The organism is Paraburkholderia lacunae (assembly GCF_003353175.1).
In the GTDB taxonomy this organism is placed as follows: domain Bacteria; phylum Pseudomonadota; class Gammaproteobacteria; order Burkholderiales; family Burkholderiaceae; genus Paraburkholderia; species Paraburkholderia lacunae.
Map to the genome: position 1 here is coordinate 216,884 of NZ_QHKS01000004.1, position 18,253 is coordinate 235,136.

Genomic DNA, 18,253 nt, shown 5'->3' on the forward strand with positions numbered 1-18,253 from the left:
ACCGCCCAATGGCAGCCAAATGAAAGCTGGTGCGCCTGGTGCAACAATGTTTTGCTTCAGACGGGCAGCACAAGCACGGCGGCTCTGCGATACTGAATGCGTGCTTTGCCTCCCCTGCAAGCACATCGCTGTCTTTGGCCCGCCTTCCTACGGCGGGCCTTTTTAATCAGCCAGAACAACAGGAAGGACCAGATGAACGCCTCGCTCGAAACGCTGTTTCCGGATCATGTCCACAACGAAGACAGCATCGTCTCCGCACTGAACCATCAGGACATCGTCGTTGCCTTGTCGTCGGCGCTGAAGACGCAAAACGTCGCGGTGCTGCATATGCTCTACCCGCGTACCGACGCACGCACCCATCGCAGTCTCGATACATTGGTGAACGTATTGCATGGTCACGGTCTGCATCAAGTCGCGGACCTGATTGCACAAGAGGCGCATTACCTGCTGTTCAAGGACCCTGTCAAGGCGTGGAAAGCGTTCCACGAGATTCGCAACGACTCGCTCGCGATCGGCGTGCATCTGTATTACCACGGCCTAGTCGGCGAAGCCGCGGAACGCGCACTCGATACCGACGCGCATCGCAAGGCCTGAGCTTCATCGGTACTGAGCCGGGCGCCGCCCCGCTCGGGCTCATCGCACGCGCATGGCGCGAATGAATTCGTCGACATAGCGGTTGAACGCGGCCGGATGCGCGAGATTCATTCCGTGCGACGCGCCGCGCACCGTTTCGCGGCGCGCATCCGGCAACCACGCTTGCAGGGCGGTCGCCGTACGGCGGAACATGTCCGGGCTCTTTTCGCCATCGATGAGCAGCACCGGGCAGCGTATTCCGGCGGCTTCCTCGGGCACATACGCGGGCAGCGGGTCGCGGAACTGGCGTGCGAGCGTGTGCGCGTTGTCGGTCGCCATTCTGCGAAAGCCCGGCGTGCTCATCGCCCAGAAACCGGGCCGGCTCACCGAATCGACGAACAGCTGCAAGCCGGCGTCCACCTCACCCTCTTCGATCAGTTGCGCGGCTTTGGCGCGCAACGCGTTGACCGTCTCCGGCAATTGCGCGGGCGGCCGCCCGGCAATCTGCAACGGGCCGCCCGGATCGGCGAGCGTCAAGGTGCGCACCCATTCCCGATGGCGTCGCGCGAAATGATAGGCGACGCAACCGCCGCGCGAATGACCGACCACGTGCGCCGGACCGGCACCGAAACGGTCGATGAACTCGGCCACTTCGTCCGCATGCCGGCTCCAGCTGAACGGCAGCCCGGGCTCGGTATCGGTCACCGGCCAGTAGTGCGTGAGACTCACCGCGACCGAGCGGTAATGCCTCGAAAGGCCGGCGAGTTGCGGCTGCCAATAGCGGTAGTCGCATAGCGAGCCGTGCACGAACAGCAGCAGTTCGCCTTCGCCGTTTTCGACGTAAGGCATGCGCAAACCGCTTTGCAGTTCGATAAAGGACGGGGACGAAGCGGAAACAGGTTGATTCACAGGTGGATTCACGGACCGCGCGGCAACGTCTGAAGGCGACGGCGCCAGCGCCGGCTCGAAAAGATCGGGGAAAGAAAAAGAAAGCGAGCTTGCGTCCCGGCAAATGGGACGCGTCGCGTATTGTCACATAGGCGCGAAATGCGCGCCGGAGCTTACGCCACAGGACCGGCGCTGAATTCGCCGCGTCACTCGCGCGTCACGCGTAGGCGCTATCGTCCAGCAAACCGGCGGCGGCAGCAGCGGCCGCGCCGCGCACCGCACACGTCAGCGGTTCGTCGGCGACGCGGACGTCGAGCCCCAGTTCGTTGGTCAGCCGCCGGCTCAGGTTGGCGAGCAGCGCGCCGCCGCCGGTCAGCACGATGCCGCTATGCGCGATATCGGTCACCAGCTCGGCCGGCGCCGTTTCGAGCGCGCGCTTCACCGCGCCGATCACCTGCCGCAGCGGGCCGTCGATCGCGTCGGCAATATCGTGGTTGCTCAGTTGAACCGTGCGCGGCAGGCCGTCGTCGACGCTGCGCCCGGTGGCGTTCATATGCTCCATCGGCACGTCGCGCACGGCCGAACCGATGCTTTTCTTCACGTGCTCGGCGGTTTGCTCGCCGAGCAGCACGCCGTACAGACTGCGCACATAACTGACGATCGCCATATCGAAGCTGTCGCCGCCCACGCGGATCGAGCCGCTATACGCCGTGCCGCCCAGCGCGATCACACCGACTTCGGTGGTGCCGCCGCCAATATCGACCACCATCGACCCGGTCGCCTCGGACACCGGCAGGCCCGCGCCGACCGCCGACGCCAGCGATTCGCCGATCAGGCTCACTTTCCACGCACCGGCCGCCACCGCCGCTTCCCGGATCGCGCGACGCTCGACGTGGGTTGCCCCCGCCGGCACGCACAGCGTGAAAGCAGCACGCCGGCTGAACAGAGGCCGCGGGCGCGCCATGTCGACGAATTGCCGGATCATGTGCTCGGCGGCCGAGAAATTGGCGATGACGCCGTGCCGCATCGGCCGCACGGCCTCGAGATTACGCGGCGCGCGGCCGAGCAATTGCCGGGCCTCGGTGCCGACCGCGGCCACGCGTATCTGCCCGGCGGCGGGCTGTTTCTCGAAACAGACGACCGACGGCTGATTCAGCACGATGCCGCCGTGGTCGGTATAGATCAGCGTATTGGCCGTGCCGAGGTCGACCGCCACGGTGTGGCGGAACAGGCGATCGAAAAGCGGGTAATGCGGCGTCGGTCTGGCCATAGGAAGGCTCTGCTGTATCGTTATCCGCCCTTGCCGGGCAGTCTGGAAAATGCGCCCCCGGTCACCCGAGCCGCTCGGCACGTCCTGACGGGCGTTGCGCGGTCCGCGCGGCGGGGGTGATTCTCGTGCTAATGAGCAGTTAACGACAAGCAGATCAAATTCTTTAGACCGATTTTTCAATCAGGGCCGTGTCAGTCTTACGACACCTTGCCCAGCGCGCTCACCAACGCCTCGCGACCGAGTTCGACACCGTCGGCATTAATGGTGTGACCAATGCCGGGCAACACGTAGGCGTCGACGCTATAGCCTGCGTTGCTGAAAGCATTGGCGGCATATTCCAGTTCGCGCACCGGGATCACTTCGTCTGCTTCGCCGTGCACCAGCGTGAGCGGCGTGGCGCTGTGCGCGACGATCGCCGAGCCGAGCCGGCCCGAATACGCGACGACGGCGGCTGCGCCTTCCGCGCTGGTCGCCACGTGATGCATCGACATGATCGAGCCTTGCGAGAAGCCCACCAGTGCAAGCCGGTCGAAAGGAAGCTGCCAGTGCGCCAGCTCGGCTTCGAGCATCCGCCGCAGCGCCGGATAAGCGGCGGCGACGCGCGCCTCGCGGTTGCCTTCATCGACTTCGCGCAGGCTGAACCACTGACGCCCGCCAAAACCGCCGTCGAATTCTTCGCTGCCGTCGAGCGACACAAACGCGACATCCGGCAAGGACTCGCTCCAGATGTCCGCGAGCGGCATCAGATCGCGGGCATTGCTGCCGACGCCGTGCAGCACCACCACCAATGCCTTCGCAGGCGCCTTGGCCGGCGCGCGCCGCCACCCGTGTTCGAATTGCTCCCAGGCCATATCGATTTCCTTTCTCCCGATGCTTCCAGTTCGTATTTCCGCACGCGCGATGAGCTGCGCGGCGGCGTGTTGCCCCAGCCGCGAGGATACGCTGCCGGATGGCTTTGTGCCCGCGAGCCTGCCCGCGCCGGCTACGTCTATGCGTGAATGCAGTTATGCTTTGCGAGCGTTCCACCTAGGCTTTGATTACGGCTTTGGTCACGGCTTTGGTCACGGCTTCGATCACGCTTACTGGCACGCTCCCGGACGGCGCGCGACAGCCCGCCTCGGCGCGAACAGCTTGCGCCGTGCCGGCCGCGCACCGTGGTCCCGCAACGTCCTTAGCTGCCCACTCGCTTGACTGACCGCCCGGCGCCGCGCGCGAGCGGCGCACGGAAGATCCGCCGATATTCTGTCCGGAGAATTGTTTGAGCCAGCCCACTTCCGCGCAAGCCGCCACACCGCCGGCACCACCGCCGCCGCTAAAAGGCGGCCAACTGGTTCTGGCGACCATCGCCGTCGCGCTCGCCACCTTCATGAACGTGCTCGACACGTCGATTGCGAACGTCGCGATCCCGACCATTTCGGGCAACCTCGGCGTTTCGGTCGACGAAGGCACATGGGTCATCACGGTGTTCGCCGCCGCCAACGCGGTGTCGATTCCGCTGACCGGCTGGCTCACGCAGCGCTTCGGCCAGGTGAAGCTGTTCGTTAGCGCGATTCTGATGTTCGTGCTGGCTTCGTGGCTGTGCGGCATTGCGCCGACGCTGCCGATCCTGCTGATCGCGCGGGTCTTTCAGGGCGCCGTGGCAGGTCCGCTGATTCCGCTGTCGCAGGCCATTCTGCTCGGCTCGTACCCGAAGGAGAAAGCGTCGACCGCGCTCTCGTTATGGGCCATGACGGCGACCGTCGGCCCGATTGCCGGCCCCGCGCTCGGCGGCTGGATCACCGATCGTTACAGCTGGTCGTGGATCTTCTACATCAACATTCCGGTCGGCATATTCGCGGCCGGCGTCACGTGGATGATCTACCGCAACCGCGAGTCCGCCACCCGCAGACCGCCGATCGACGTGATCGGCCTCGGCTTGCTGGTTGCCTGGGTCGCCTCGTTGCAGATCATGCTCGACAAGGGCAAGGACCTCGACTGGTTCTCGTCGCCGGTGATCGTGATCCTGGGCATCACGGCGCTCATCAGCTTTGCGTTTTTCCTTGTGTGGGAGCTGACCGAGGAGCATCCGATCGTCGATTTGCGGCTCTTCACGCAGCGTAATTTTCTCGGCGGCACGATTGCGATTTCGGTCGCGTACGGCGTGTTTTTCGGCAACCTGGTGCTGTTGCCGCAATGGATGCAGGAGTATCTGAACTACCGTTCGGTGGATGCGGGTCTGGTCACCGCGCCGCTCGGCGTCTTCGCCGTGCTGCTCGCGCCGGTGATGGGCCGCGTGCTGCCGCGCTCCGACGCGCGTATCATCGCCACCCTCGCCTTTGTCGGCTTCGCGATCGTGTTCTATATGCGCTCGAAGTACGTGATCGAAATCGACACGTGGCACCTCGTGATACCCACGCTGCTGCAAGGCATTCCGATGGCGCTGTTCTTCGTGCCGCTGACCTCGATCATTCTGTCCGGCCAGCCGCCGAACAGGATTCCGGCCGCTGCGGGCCTGTCGAATTTCGTGCGGGTGTTTTGCGGCGCGGTGGGCACCTCGGTCGCCGGCAACGAGTGGAACAACCGCACGGTGCTGCATCACGAGCGGCTCACCGAGCGCGCCACCGTCGACAACCCGCTGTTCAACCAGCAGATCGATTCGACCCAGTCGCTGCTGCATCTGAATACGCAATCGGCGCATGCGCTGTTCGACTTCACCGTGAACACGCAGGCCGCGATGATGGGCCTGAACGACATCTTTTATGTGTCGGCGATCATTTTCATTCTGATCATTCCGCTGATCTGGATTACGCGGCCGGCCAAAGGCGGCGGCGGACCGGGTGCGGCGGGCGCGCACTGATGGCGGCGGACCGGAGCGACCCACAGGGGCAGCGTGACGCTTCGCGTTCGTGAAGCGGCGCAATTTGCGCCATAACGTCAGCGGAAATAGCGCGCCGGCGTGTCGCCGAACGCGTCGCGGAACACCGCGATAAACGACGACACATCGTTGTAGCCGACTTCGAGCGCCACCTGCGTGACGCTGGCGCCCGCGCCCAGGCGCTCCAGCGCAACGAGCAGCCGCAATTGCTGGCGCCACTGGCCGAAGGTCAGCCCGGTCTCCTTGACGAACAGGCGCGCCGCGGTGCGAGCGGTGACGCCGGCAGCGGCCGCCAGATCCTCGAGCACCGCCTGTTCCGCCGGGTTGGCGCTCAGCGCGTCGGCGATCCGCTGGGCGCGCAGATCGCGTGGCCAGTTCACCGCCAGCGGTGCGGCAGGCAGACCCGGCAGCCGGTCCAGCAATACTTGCACGAGGCGCGTGGACGGGGCATCGAGCGGCTCGTCCTTCGGCAAATCGGCCACCGCGATTAGCAAGGCCTCCACCAGCCGGTCGAGCACGACCGCCGCGCCCTGTCCTGGCAGCGGCACCGCGTCCGCCTCGGCATACAGCGAATAGAGCCGCACCGGTTCGGCTGCGGACAGGCGATGCAACACGTCCGGCAGCATCCAGACGGCGTGGCCCGGCGGCACCACCCACCGTGCGATTTCGGTGCGCACGGTCAGTACGCCTTCGCTCGCGTGAATCAGACGCGCGCGACCGCACGCGTGCAACGGCTCGTCCAGCGCATCGTACCGTTCCTCGACCACGAATACCGAACGCTCGATGAGGTCCGGATCGAAGGCTCCCGTCATGGGTGTCCGTTTTGCCCGGTTGTCGTTGGAAAGACAGAAAGACTAGCATAGCCGCCGCAAACGAGGTTCGCGCCTGGGCGCTCGGCGCCGCACGAACAATTCGCTCCGGGTTGTCGGTAAAATCGCGGCTCCAACGGTCCGAGCCCAATGAACTACTCATCCATCCTCGAACAGATTCATCGCGATCTCCAGCCTTATCTGGGCACCGGCAAAGTAGCCGACTACATTCCGGAGCTGGCAAAAGTCCCCGCCGACAGCTTCGGCATGGCAATCGTCACGACCTCGGGCGAAGTGTTTCGCACCGGCGCCGCCGACACGCGCTTTTCCATCCAGAGCATCTCCAAGCTGTTCGCCTGCACCATGGCGTTCCGGCTGCTCGGCGACGCGTTGTGGCAGCGCGTCGGGCGCGAGCCTTCCGGCACCGCGTTCAACTCGCTGGTCCAGCTCGAAGCCGAACAGGGCAAGCCGCGCAATCCGTTCATCAACGCGGGCGCGCTGGTCGTCACCGACGTGCTGTGCCGCCGCTTCGTGCAGGCCGAGACGGCGCTGGTCGAATTCATGCGGCGCCTGACCGGCGAAACGAGCATCGACTACGATTCGCGCGTCGCCCAGTCTGAACGGCAGCACGCCCACCGCAACCAGGCGATGGCGCACTTCATGGCGAGCTTCGGCAACATGGAGATGCCGCCGCAAGTGGTGGTCGACGCTTATTGCCGGCAGTGCGCGATTTCGATGAGTTGCGTCGAACTGGCGAAAGCGGCGCTGTTTCTGGCCAACCACGGTGTCGTGCCCGCCACCGGCGAGCGGATTCTCGACACCAGTTCCGCCAAGCGTCTGTCCGCGCTGATGCTGACCTGCGGCACCTACGATGCTGCGGGCGATTTCGTCTATCGGGTCGGCTTGCCGGCGAAAAGCGGCGTGGGCGGCGGAATCGTCGCCGTGCTGCCCGGCGAGATGGCCGTGTGCGTGTGGTCGCCTGGGCTCGACACCAACGGCAATTCGCTGGCGGGCGTGTTGGCATTGGAATGGTTGACCACGCTTACCGCGCAGTCGATTTTTTGATACCACTCGCGCAGACACCCCAAAAAGTTTGGGTGTCCGTATTTGCCGGTTGACGCCCGAGTGCTCTGTTGCATTGCAAAACAGCAGGGTGCTCCCTGGAGCGTCACTGGTACCCGACCGCGCAAATTTTTCCATGAACGACGCGTGGTACGTCTATAACACCCGAACGGGGCTGCGCTCAGCTCATCGATGACCAGCTGCGTGATGTTCACGAAAGTTCACGAAACGCTTGGAAGGCATATCGCCCTCCAGGAATTCGTGGTTGTTGATGCAGGAAGGCAACCTGCAACGTCCGTTTCCGTTGGGAGGCAATTATGGACAAGCGATTGAATGAAGAAGGGATGGATCTGCTGTTCCGCCAGGCCCGAACCCACAATAGCTGGCTGCCTAAACCGGTCAGTGATGACACATTGCGCGAACTCTACGAGCTGATGAAGTGGTGTCCAACGAGCGCAAACTGCAGCCCAGCACGTTTTCTGTTCCTGCGCAGTCAGGAAGCGAAGCAACGACTTCTGCCGGCATTGGCACCAGGCAACATCGACAAGACGATGGGTGCACCGGTGACGGCCATCATCGCTTATGACGGCAAGTTCTATGACAAGCTGCCTAAACTGTTCCCGCACGCAGATGCGCGAGCCTGGTTCGCCGACACACCGGAACTGGCCGAGGTCACGGCACGGCGCAATAGCTCGCTACAAGGGGCTTATTTCATCCTGGCTGCCCGCTCGCTCGGACTGGATTGTGGTCCGATGTCCGGGTTCGATCATGCAAAAGTCGACCATGAATTTTTTCCTGCGAGCGCACAGGAGGGCGCCTTCCAGCAGGAGCACTTTCCCGACAGCCACATCAAGTCGAATTTCCTCTGCAATCTGGGCTATGGTGATCCGGCAGGGCTGTTCCCGCGCAGCCCACGCCTGGATTTTGACGAGGCCTGCATATTGCTTTGACCATCAGGAACCCCGCTTCGCAGGCCTGATCCCCCTCGCCTAGGTGCAAACGGCTCACGTGCTGGTGGATCAGCATGTGGGCCCAATTGCACGGCCAATGCAAGAAGACGTTCTGGTCCGGTGCGGGCCTACCCATACGACCGACACAAACATGGGTGCATGCGACCGAGACCGACGCTCACGGGTGCCGGCCCTGCATCGCCAATCGTGCCGCCGAGCGCCGAGACGCCATGCCCACCGACCGTGGCGCCCCATGGTCCCAAGGAATAGGTCCTCTCTCCACCACCTGTCGACAGCCATCGCATTCTCGGCGATCGCAGCCGTGTCCTGCAAAGCCGACCGCTGCAGACATTCGGTTTGGCCATCAACTCTGGTTTGAAGCGGATTCCTTTGTTGCAGATGGCAACGGCTCCCCTGACGCTGATTCGAACAAGTCGAAGTGACATGGAGACGCTGGTGTACGGTGATCATGTACGGCCGCGGATCTTGATTGTCTGCAGCAGGCTCGTAAGCGGACGAGCGGGTCATCTTCTCGCTACCATGGACCTTATCGCGGGTACGAAAGCAGTGGGGCAAACTCCGGTTCTGCCGTCGAAAGCGCACGTTGATTTGAGGCGCCATGTTTCTGCAAGCACATACATGTTCTGACAGGTTCTGACCGATCTTCTGCATGCCCCATGCCACGTCAATTAAGGTGGGGATGCCGCGTGACCAATCGGCATCCATATTGAATTCTTCACCCATATGAGGTTGCCGCGACCTAGTGTGTTTATGGAGGCGAATCTCTCGGTGGGTGGCAGCAATCGGTGGTTTTGCGGCGGGGCAAGTCGTTTTGCGCACGTAAATCGGCCGTTCACACGGCGAGAGTCATCGTGCCGGTGATGTGCTGCCGGCAGTGCAAAAGGCGTTTTACCCTTTTTCGCGAGGCACAAAATGAAATCAATTTCCAGACGCCTATCCCGTTTTATTTCCCAGGGTCTCGCAGGTGGCGGCATCATCGCACTCACGTGCGCGATTGGCACAGGCTCCCAGGCGCAGACGCTCGGCCCACTCGTCCAGGTGGCCGCGGGCGATCCGTTCAGTGGCTGCACTGCCGACCAGGTGCACGCGCAGGAGGCCGCATTCGGGAGCATCCTTTATCCAGCCACGTTGATCGAGCCGTGGGTGGCGGCTGATCCGACCGACCCGTCTCGCCTCCTCGTCGGCCACCAGCAGGACCGCTGGGACGACGGTGGCTCACGCGGGCTCGTCGGCGTCGTCTCCAACGATGCGGGCAGCAGCTGGACCAATTCGATCCCGACCGGCGTTACCGAGTGCACCGGGGGTAAATTCGGTCGTGCCTCCGATCCCTGGGTAGACTTTGCGCAAAATGGAACGGCCTTCTTCTTCTCGCTGGTGTTGGATCCGATGAGGGCGACGACTCCGTTTGGCGCACGAAATAGCGGGCTGCTGGTCAGCCGGTCCGTCGACCACGGCGCGACGTGGCAAACTCCGGTTACGCTGATCCGCAACAACTCGCCGCACGTGCTCAATGACAAGAACTCGCTCACCGCCGATCCGACCGCAAGCAATAATGTCTATGCGGTGTGGGATCAGCTGAGCGTTTTCCCGCCAACCAAGAACGGCGCTCAATTGCTCGCGGAAAACGATGGTGTCGCAATCGCGCGCGAATTGCTTAACGCTACAGCGGGCGGTGCTCCGTCCTTCAAATTTAATTTTACCGGCCCGACCTTCTTCTCGCGATCCATCGACAATGGCGTGACCTGGAGCACGGCCGCCCCGATCTACCAGCCGGGCACGAACAAACAGACGATCGACAACATCGTGCGGGTGTTGCCTGATGGGACCGTGCTCGATTTCTTCACCGCGATCGGTGTCACGAATTCGGGTCTCAGCATCGGCTATATCAAGTCCACGGATAAGGGAGCGAGCTGGAGCGGGCCAACGTTCGCCAACGATATTCACGTGGTCAGAGTGGTCACTCCGGACACCGGCGGGCGGATACGCGATGCCTCCATTCTCTACAGCGTGGCTGTGAACCCAGTCACGGGGGCAATCTATCTCGCCTGGCAGGACGATCGCTTTTCGAAGGCCATGTGCCCCACCCCCACAAGTTCCACTGGGTCAATCCCGATCGACAGCATCGTCTTCAGCGAGTCGGATGACGGCGGGCTAACCTGGTCGGCGCCGGTGATGATCAACAAGACGCCGGCGAATGCCACGAATCCGTGCCGTCAGCAGGCCTTCATCCCCGCGGTGGTGGCGTCGGGCGACGGCAAGACGGTCGTGGTGACGTACTACGACTTTCGTAACGACGGGAAGACACCTGGCATCGAGGGCACCGACTATTTCGCGCTCTTCTGCCCTACCTCCAGCGATTGCACGAAGCCTGCCAACTGGGGCAATGAGGAGCCTCTGACCACAGCCTCGTTCAACATACTTGACGCTCCCGTGGCGCGTGGCCATTTCCTCGGCGATTACATGGGCTTGACTGCTAGCGGGCCCACGACCGTGTACCCGGTATTCGGCATAGCCACGGGTCACAACGTGACGGCGGAATTCACCCGCCAGATCTCATTGCCGTGAGCGCAACCGGCGGCGACTGAAGGAGGGTCGCCGCCCGGTCCTCCGTCATCGATCGCCTCCCATTCAGGAAGCACCACACCGGAAGCACCCCTCGCAACTGCCTTGAGCCAGTCTGTGGCAAACTGCGACGCCGTACGTGGACACATCCGAGGCGCTGCATAGACCAGCGCCGCCGCCCACGCAATACGCACACCGGCGCGAAGCGCCTTAAAACACCTAGGAATCCATACCTCCAGATCTTTACGACCGAGGCTAACTGACTATGACGAATCTCTATCGCGGGATGGATCGGGCGACGCTTGACGCCGCCTACAACAACACGCAAGCAATTCCGGATTTCCCCGAAGTGCTGCGGGTTTTTCAGTCGCGCAGCGCGAAGCTCTATGAAAGAGTCTCGTGCCGGCGCGACCTGCGCTATGGCGAGCACCCCCGCGAACGTTTTGACTGGCTTCCCTGCGGCAATTCCGGAGCGCCCACCTTCATCTTCATCCACGGTGGCTACTGGCAGAACTGCGCCAAGGAAGATTTTGCGTTTATCGCGGATGGCGCGCTTGCCAGAGGCTTCAATGTTGTACTGGCCGAATACACGCTTGCGCCGGAAGCATCGATCACGCAAATCGCTGGGGAAATCGGCCGTCTATTGGATCACCTCGGGGCCGACGCCGAAGGGCTTGGAACAGCAGGTCGCCAGGTGTGTCTCAGCGGTCATTCGGCCGGCGGTCATCTGACGGCGCTGCATCGCGCGCACCCGGTTGTCACGCGTGCGCTGGCGATCAGCGCTCTGGTCGATCTTGAGCCGATCAGCCTTTCCTGGCTCAACGACAAGCTGCAACTGAGCAAGGACGAAATCGACACCTACAGTCCGTTGCACCATATAGGCAAGGGAGCGCCGATGATCGTCGCGGTCGGTGCCGCGGAACTGCCCGAGCTGGTGCGTCAGTCAGACGAGTATGCGGCAGCATGTAACGCAGCAGGGGAGAAAGTCGAACACGTTCACGTGCCGGCGTGTACCCATTTCTCGGTGCTCGACGACCTTGCTCGACCGGACGGCATCTTGATGAGTGCGCTCGACCGGTTAGGCTAGCCTTTGGCGGCTCGTGTTCCCTGAAGACAATTGACGGTCGCACGCGCAGCGGAGCAACGCCAAGTCGCGGCAGCCGAACGATTACTCGGCGAGACCTGTGAACGGCCGCAACGACACCCCTGCGGGTAACGAACGCACTATTCCCCGAGGGGCAATAGCGCCAAAAGCAGGCGCCGCAACTCCAGACATTCGGCCGGCGTCAGCCTCGCAGTGAGAATGCGCTCGAGCTCCTCGACACGTGGACGCAACGTCGCAAGCTGCTTCTTGCCGGCGGGAGTAAGGAACAGCACATAGCTACGTTTGTCGACGGGATCGTCCGAGCGTTCGATCAAATTATTGCGGACCATACGCGCGACTAGATCAGCGATTGTCGAACGGTCCACGTCGAGTTCATCGCCGAGTTGTCGTTGATTGACGCCGGGCGTCATCTGCAAGATTTCGAGCGCCGCGTACTGAACGCTCGTGATCTCGGCGGAGACTACGCTGAGCCATACCGCTACGTGGCGCTGCTGGGCGCGGCGTACCAGGCTGCCCGTGAATCTGGACAGCGTTTCGGGGTCGTCGTGTTTGGTCGGCAATTTCTAAGCGTGTAGCGAAGAGGTGTTCGTTCGGAAAATGGGCCGCAAAAATGCCTTCAATTCGGCGTAGGCGTCAAGCGGAAGTACATGCGCGACGTACTGGTCCGGACGGACCACGACGAGCGCGCCCCGTTCCCGGTCGATGCCACGCTCGTCGAAGATATCAGTCGCCGCGTCGCTCGTAAATGCTTTCTCGTAGTCAATGAGGCCGTAGCGTCCCTTGCGCGGCAGCAACAACGCATGTAGATCCTCGAGTCGTACTTCGCGATGAGGCTGCTGCAACACTGCGCGAAGATCGAAGACGCTATCCGCATCGGCATCTTCCGGCGTGACGAGACGCAAGATCGAATCGGGCGACCTGGCGAGATGTTCGCACAGTGCATTGAGCGCACCTCCGCTTGCGTCCGAGAAAGCGTACAGGCGCCAGCGACCATCGGCGCGTGCCGCGTGACCGAGTTGCACCGGCTTCGCATCGGCGAGACGAACGACGGGCGACGAATGAAAGCGCGTGCCGATGGTGAAGCCGCTCGCGAGCGATTGATATGTCGATTCGCCCGTCAACGCGCCCGGCCGATATCGCGTCGCTACGCCCGCCGTATACCGACCCGCGCGAACGAAATAGTCCTGCAGTTCGGTTGGATCGACACCGCCTGCTTCGGGGCGGTTGGGGTCTTTCGGCGGGGCGGCCATCATGGCTGACCATTCCTTGTCGAAGTCGATCAGTTCTTGCGCGACGGGCTGGCGTTCATCGGAATACGTGCGTAACAGGTCGATGTCGCTAAGTCCTTGCAGCACCGCGCCGAGCTTCCAGCCGAGATTGAAGCCGTCCTGCATCGAAACGTTCATGCCCTGACCCGCTTTCGCGCTATGCGTGTGACAGGCATCACCAGCGATGAACACGCGCGGCTCGCGAGATGTTCCATCGGCGGCGATGGCATCGTCGAAGCGATCGGTCAGACGCTGCCCCACTTCATAAACCGAAAACCACGCAACTTCTTTCACGTCGAGTGAATAGGGATGCAGAATCCGTTGCGCGGTCTGAATGATGCGATCGACCGTGGTCTGCTTGATCGTGTCGCGATTCTCCGGCGTGACTTCGCCCAGATCGACGTAAAAGCGCACGAGATAACCGCCTTCACGCGGAATGATGAGCAGATTTCCGTTGTTTGCAGACTGAATCGCCGCTTTCAGGCGGATGTCCGGAAAGTCGGTGACGGCAAGTGCATCCATCACGCCCCACGCATGGTTGGCCGCATCGCCTTGCAGCGTCTGCCCGATGGCAGCACGCACACGACTGCGGGCGCCATCGGAGCCCACGACATAGCGAGCACGCACGGTGACTGTTTCATTGAGCCGCGATGCATCCGTTCGACGTAATGTGACGCGTACGGGATACTCGCCCGCGTTATCGCGCCGCACGTCCTCGACCTCGAGATCGTAATCCGGTTCGAGCCGTTGCGCGGACCGGCGCATCACATCGAGCAGATACTCCTGCACGCGGGCCTGATTGACAATGACGTGCGGAAACTCCGACATACCTGATTCGGTATCCTGAACACGACCGGTACGCTTGATCGCGCCACGGTCATCTGCATCTGGTCTCCAAAAAACGGTTTCGTTGACCCAATAGGCTTCGCGCAACAAGCGATCGCTAAGGCCGAATGCATTGAACATCTCGACGGTGCGGCATGCGACTCCGTCTGCCTGCCCCATCAGCAACGGGCCCGAGCGACGCTCGACGATGCGCGTCCTGATCGACGGAAACTGCGACAGCTGAGCCGCAAGCACGAGCCCGGCCGGTCCGCTTCCGACGATGAGCACATCGACCGCATCGGGCATTTCGACGCTAGGCGCGCCATCGGCGCCTGGCTCGATCGTCGGATCCCCGACGCGGAAACCGTTGAGATGAAATTGCATGATGTCTTCCTCCAATCTGTCTCGATCACCTGGTGACGAATATACTCCGTACACCAACTATATAAAAGCACTTCTTGTGATCATGGATGTTTACCCTGATCTCAGGATGCGCTTTGCGAATCTCCGTCGATCGGGATCATTTGCCCGGAAATTGAACGCCCGGCGTCAGATGCCAGAAAAACAGCGAGCGCGGCAATGTCGGCCGGATCGACAAAATGCTTGATGGATTGATTGGCGAGCGCAGCCGCCTCTTCCTGCGCGACGGTGCGGCCGCTGGCTGATGCGCGTCCCGCCAGCACCTGCTGAATCCGTGGACCTTCCACGGCACCCGGCAGAATCGCGTTGACTCGTATGCCGAATTCGCCGAGCTCACGCGACAAGGTCTTTGCGAATCCGATGAGACCCCATTTGGTCGTCGCGTAGGGACTGCGGTTCGGGTAACCGAAGCGGCCGGCGAGCGACGACATGATGAGAATCACGCCCGCGCTCGACTGCTTCAGGAACGGGATGGCCCGTTGCGTCACCATGAACGTCCCGGTGAGGTTCAGACGAAGCACCGCTTCCCAGGCGTCCGGATCCATCTCCGCGACACTTGCGGTCGGTCCCGCAATGCCCGCGTTGTTCACGAGAACATCCAAGCCGCCGAGAGCGGACGCGGCGTCCTCGACCATGCGCGAAGCCGCCGCGCGATCGGCGATGTCGCACACCGATGCCCTGACGCCCGGCAATTGCGTTTGCATCTCTTGAAGCGCCGCTTCGTCGATATCGCAGACAAAAACGCTCGCGCCTGCCGATACGAATGCTTCCGTAATGGTGCGTCCTATACCGCCCGCACCAGCGGTCACCAGCACGCGCATGCCTTTTGATGTGGTCATGAATCCCCCTGCTCTGACTTGGATCACGCTCACCGCTCACTCGCAGGCGGCACGTATAAACTCCGGCACGGGGACGGCCTTCAGCCGCCCATCGGCCTGTTTGATACACAACGCGCGAGTCGCGCGACCCTCGCAGATCAGCGTATCGTTGCGCATGATGCGGTGGCTTTGAATAAAGACTTTGCCTCGCCACTCTTCAATGCCGGTATGCACCTCCAGACTTTCACCGTAGGTCGCCGAGGTGTGAAAACCAGCGTGCATCTCCAGCAGCGGCGCGCCGATGCAATGGGGTAGCGCTCGCATCTCCCGCCACGGCGGCAGGCCGCACTGTATAAAATAATTGTGTGAAGCGGCGTCCATCCAGCGCGAGAAGTTCGGAAAAAAGACGATTCCGGCCGGGTCGCAATCACCGAATTGCACATCGATACGATAGACAGTTTCTTTACTCACGGGTCTATGCTCCAGCTTCCAATCCGACCATTGTGCGTGTATTGCACCCGCAACACTGTCAGTGCGGCGACATTTCGCATTGGCCGCCGGGCGAGCGGCGCTGGGAGCACGCGATGACCAGGCAAAAGCGGATGGCCGCTATGTCGCTTACGGTCGACGAACTGCTCGCTCAGTCGCCGTGGTTCGTGAGGCTGGACGAACCCGCGAAGTCCCGCGTGCGCTCTGACGCGTCGGAGCGCGCCGTCGCTGCTGGTCAGGCTCTGGGGCACCACGGCGAAAGGCAACATGTCTGGTTTGGCATGCTCGAGGGCCTCATCAAGTGGTCAATCACCGCGCGCGACGGCCAGACGGTGACGTTGGGCGGACAGTCGGTCGGCAGCTGGTTCGGCGAAGGCACGCTGATTCGGAACGCCCCGCGTGAGTCCGATCTCATCGCGTTGCGCAACAGCCGCGTCGCACAGGTTCCACGCGCCACCTTCAACTGGCTGCGCGATCAGCAGCCGTCGTTCAACGAATTTCTGCTGTTACAGGTCAACGAGCGTCTGCACTGGTTCATGGGCGCCGTCGCCGCGCACGGACTGCTCGACACCGACGGTCTTGTTGCACGGGCGCTCGTGGGCATGGTGCAACCATTGTCCAATCCGAGCGGCGTGGCGCATTTGCCGCTCTCCCAGGAAGAGCTCGCCAACCTGGCCGCCGTGTCGCGTCAAACATGCAATAAAGCGATGACCCGCTTCAAGAACTCCGGCCTCGTGCGCACCGAGTACGGCGGCATCGTCGTGTTGGATTTGCCCGGGCTTCATGCCTTGGCACGATAGCTCCACCCATCTTTCTTCGTGAATCATTGCCGGCGGCGTTAGCGCTTTGCATGGTGTTTACGCTAATCCCAACTGTCGCGCGATAGACAGTCGTGGGAGCGGTCGCCCGAAATAATGCGTGTCATACAAGACCAGGAGACACGCATGATTCGCGCTCGTACGCTGCCCGCCGCAGCCGTGTTTGTCGAGAGCTCGACGGACCAGATAGTCGAAGACGCCGTCTTCCGTAAAATCAGTTGGCGCGTCATGCCGCTCGTTTTGATCGCCTATATCTTCGCATTCCTCGACCGTATCAACATCGGCTACGCGCAACTGCAGATGAAGCACGACCTGGCCTTCTCCGATGCTGTCTATGGGCTCGGAGCCGGCATTTTCTTCGTCACCTATCTGCTGTTCGAGGTGCCCAGCAATCTGCTGCTCGAAAAGATCGGTGCGCGGCTGACCTTTTTAAGAATCATGGTGCTGTGGGGCTTCACGTCCGCCGCGACCGCGTTCGTCACGACGCCGTGGCAGTTTTACGGAATCAGGCTGATGCTCGGCGTATTCGAAGCAGGTTTCTTCCCTGGCATCATTCTGTATTTGACGTACTGGTACCCGAGCCAGCGCCGCGGACGTGTGACGGGTCTGTTTCTGTTCGGCATGCCGATCACGGGCGTCCTGGGCGGCCCGCTGTCGGGAATGGTCATGAGCGGCATGGAGGGCCTCGGCGGCATGCATGGGTGGCAGTGGCTCTTCCTCGTCGAAGGCTTGCCGACAGTTCTGCTGGGGCTCCTGCTGTATCGCATGCTTCCGGACAAGCCGGGCCGCGCGCCCTGGCTGAACGATGCCGAGAAAGCGCTGGTGCAGTCGGTCCTGGATTCCGACCACCGAGGCGCCGCAAAGGCTGGACATCATGGCAGGCTCGCCGCGGCGCTGGCCGACCCAAAGACTTACGTGCTTGCCTTCGTGTACTTCTGCTGCGCTTGCGCCGTCTACACGCTCACGTTCTGGCTGCCGGCCATGATCAAGGGCCTCGGCATCGCCCCGATCGCCACGATCGGCTGGTACGCGGCAGTGCCCTATATCTTCGGTGCGCTTGGCGTTCTCGTCATCAGCCGCAGTTCGGACCGATTCAAGGAGCGTCGCTGGCATGTCGGGGGAACCTTGGTTCTCGGCGCAGTGGCCCTGGCTTCAACTTCCTTTCTTGGCACCGCCGTCGTCGCGGTGATGGGCCTGCTGTGCGTTGCCGCGTTCTTCATCTTTGGCGGCGGGTCACTGTTCTGGTCAATTCCTCCCACCTACCTTGGCCGGGACGCAGCCGCAGCCGGCATCGCGGTGATCAGCTCGCTGGGTATCCTCGGCGGCTTCGTCAGCCCGACTCTGATCGGCTGGGTCAAGGGCGCGACCGGCAGCATCCAGATGGGTCTCCTGGTCTTGACCGCTCTTGTCATCGGGGGCGGCCTCACGATCCTGCTGGGCCTGCCAAAGAGCGCGGTCCGAGTGGGCGCTGCGGATGGCGTGAGCTCGCACTGATCGAGCCACCATAGTCAATCCTGTCCT

General features: G+C 62.3%; 16 protein-coding genes. 8 read left to right on the top strand and 8 right to left on the bottom strand.

Annotated features, from left to right (window positions below):
• Positions 1 to 192: 192 nt before the first annotated feature.
• Positions 193 to 594, top strand: coding sequence for a hypothetical protein (locus DLM46_RS07625; RefSeq protein WP_115100153.1), 402 nt, complete (start codon positions 193 to 195; stop codon positions 592 to 594).
• Positions 595 to 633: 39 nt separating this feature from the next.
• Here DLM46_RS07625 and DLM46_RS07630 read toward each other — a convergent pair whose 3' ends face one another.
• The 3 genes from DLM46_RS07630 to DLM46_RS07640 all read right to left on the bottom strand — a co-directional run bounded on the left by DLM46_RS07630 (position 634) and on the right by DLM46_RS07640 (position 3,582).
• Entirely contained in the window at positions 634 to 1,422 is a 789-nt protein-coding gene (locus DLM46_RS07630) for an alpha/beta fold hydrolase (RefSeq protein WP_115100154.1), read from the bottom strand.
• A gap of 256 nt (positions 1,423 to 1,678) precedes the next feature.
• Positions 1,679 to 2,731, bottom strand: coding sequence for a rod shape-determining protein (mreB, locus tag DLM46_RS07635; RefSeq protein WP_115100155.1), 1,053 nt, complete (start codon positions 2,729 to 2,731; stop codon positions 1,679 to 1,681).
• Positions 2,732 to 2,928: 197 nt separating this feature from the next.
• Positions 2,929 to 3,582: an alpha/beta hydrolase gene (locus tag DLM46_RS07640; protein WP_115100156.1), complete on the bottom strand. Its 654-nt coding sequence runs from the start codon at positions 3,580 to 3,582 to the stop codon at positions 2,929 to 2,931.
• A gap of 407 nt (positions 3,583 to 3,989) precedes the next feature.
• Here DLM46_RS07640 and DLM46_RS07645 point away from each other — a divergent pair, with 407 nt between their 5' ends.
• A complete protein-coding gene (locus DLM46_RS07645) occupies positions 3,990 to 5,567 on the top strand; it encodes a DHA2 family efflux MFS transporter permease subunit (RefSeq protein WP_115100157.1) in 1,578 nt (525 codons plus the stop codon).
• Between the two features lie 77 nt (positions 5,568 to 5,644).
• Here the strand turns inward: DLM46_RS07645 and DLM46_RS07650 are convergent, their stop codons facing one another.
• Entirely contained in the window at positions 5,645 to 6,397 is a 753-nt protein-coding gene (locus tag DLM46_RS07650) for an AraC family transcriptional regulator (protein WP_115100158.1), read from the bottom strand.
• 147 nt (positions 6,398 to 6,544) lie between these two features.
• On the opposite strand from DLM46_RS07650, the gene DLM46_RS07655 reads away from it, so the two are divergent.
• The 4 genes from DLM46_RS07655 to DLM46_RS07670 all read left to right on the top strand — a co-directional run bounded on the left by DLM46_RS07655 (position 6,545) and on the right by DLM46_RS07670 (position 12,076).
• Positions 6,545 to 7,459, top strand: a complete 915-nt coding sequence (locus DLM46_RS07655; protein ID WP_115100159.1) for a glutaminase — start codon at positions 6,545 to 6,547, stop codon at positions 7,457 to 7,459.
• A gap of 314 nt (positions 7,460 to 7,773) precedes the next feature.
• Positions 7,774 to 8,406: a malonic semialdehyde reductase gene (locus DLM46_RS07660; RefSeq protein WP_115100160.1), complete on the top strand. Its 633-nt coding sequence runs from the start codon at positions 7,774 to 7,776 to the stop codon at positions 8,404 to 8,406.
• A 933-nt stretch (positions 8,407 to 9,339) separates the two neighbouring features.
• On the top strand, positions 9,340 to 10,992 hold the full coding sequence (locus DLM46_RS07665; protein WP_115100161.1) for a sialidase family protein: 1,653 nt from the start codon (positions 9,340 to 9,342) through the stop codon (positions 10,990 to 10,992).
• 262 nt (positions 10,993 to 11,254) lie between these two features.
• Entirely contained in the window at positions 11,255 to 12,076 is an 822-nt protein-coding gene (locus DLM46_RS07670; protein ID WP_115100162.1) for an alpha/beta hydrolase, read from the top strand.
• A gap of 137 nt (positions 12,077 to 12,213) precedes the next feature.
• Here the strand turns inward: DLM46_RS07670 and DLM46_RS07675 are convergent, their stop codons facing one another.
• The 4 genes from DLM46_RS07675 to DLM46_RS07690 form a co-directional block, all read right to left on the bottom strand.
• Positions 12,214 to 12,654 carry a MarR family winged helix-turn-helix transcriptional regulator gene (locus DLM46_RS07675; RefSeq protein WP_115100163.1) on the bottom strand — a complete coding sequence of 147 codons (441 nt, stop codon included), beginning with the start codon at positions 12,652 to 12,654 and terminating at the stop codon, positions 12,214 to 12,216.
• A gap of 3 nt (positions 12,655 to 12,657) precedes the next feature.
• Complete coding sequence (locus DLM46_RS07680) at positions 12,658 to 14,571, bottom strand: FAD-binding monooxygenase (RefSeq protein WP_115100164.1); 1,914 nt, start codon at positions 14,569 to 14,571, stop codon at positions 12,658 to 12,660.
• Between the two features lie 101 nt (positions 14,572 to 14,672).
• Entirely contained in the window at positions 14,673 to 15,446 is a 774-nt protein-coding gene (locus DLM46_RS07685; protein ID WP_115100165.1) for an SDR family oxidoreductase, read from the bottom strand.
• A gap of 36 nt (positions 15,447 to 15,482) precedes the next feature.
• A complete protein-coding gene (locus DLM46_RS07690) occupies positions 15,483 to 15,896 on the bottom strand; it encodes an acyl-CoA thioesterase (protein WP_115100166.1) in 414 nt (137 codons plus the stop codon).
• Positions 15,897 to 16,009: 113 nt separating this feature from the next.
• Here DLM46_RS07690 and DLM46_RS07695 point away from each other — a divergent pair, with 113 nt between their 5' ends.
• Positions 16,010 to 16,714, top strand: a complete 705-nt coding sequence (locus tag DLM46_RS07695) for a Crp/Fnr family transcriptional regulator (RefSeq protein ID WP_115100167.1) — start codon at positions 16,010 to 16,012, stop codon at positions 16,712 to 16,714.
• Between the two features lie 144 nt (positions 16,715 to 16,858).
• A complete protein-coding gene (locus tag DLM46_RS07700) occupies positions 16,859 to 18,226 on the top strand; it encodes an MFS transporter (RefSeq protein WP_115100168.1) in 1,368 nt (455 codons plus the stop codon).
• Positions 18,227 to 18,253: the final 27 nt, after the last annotated feature.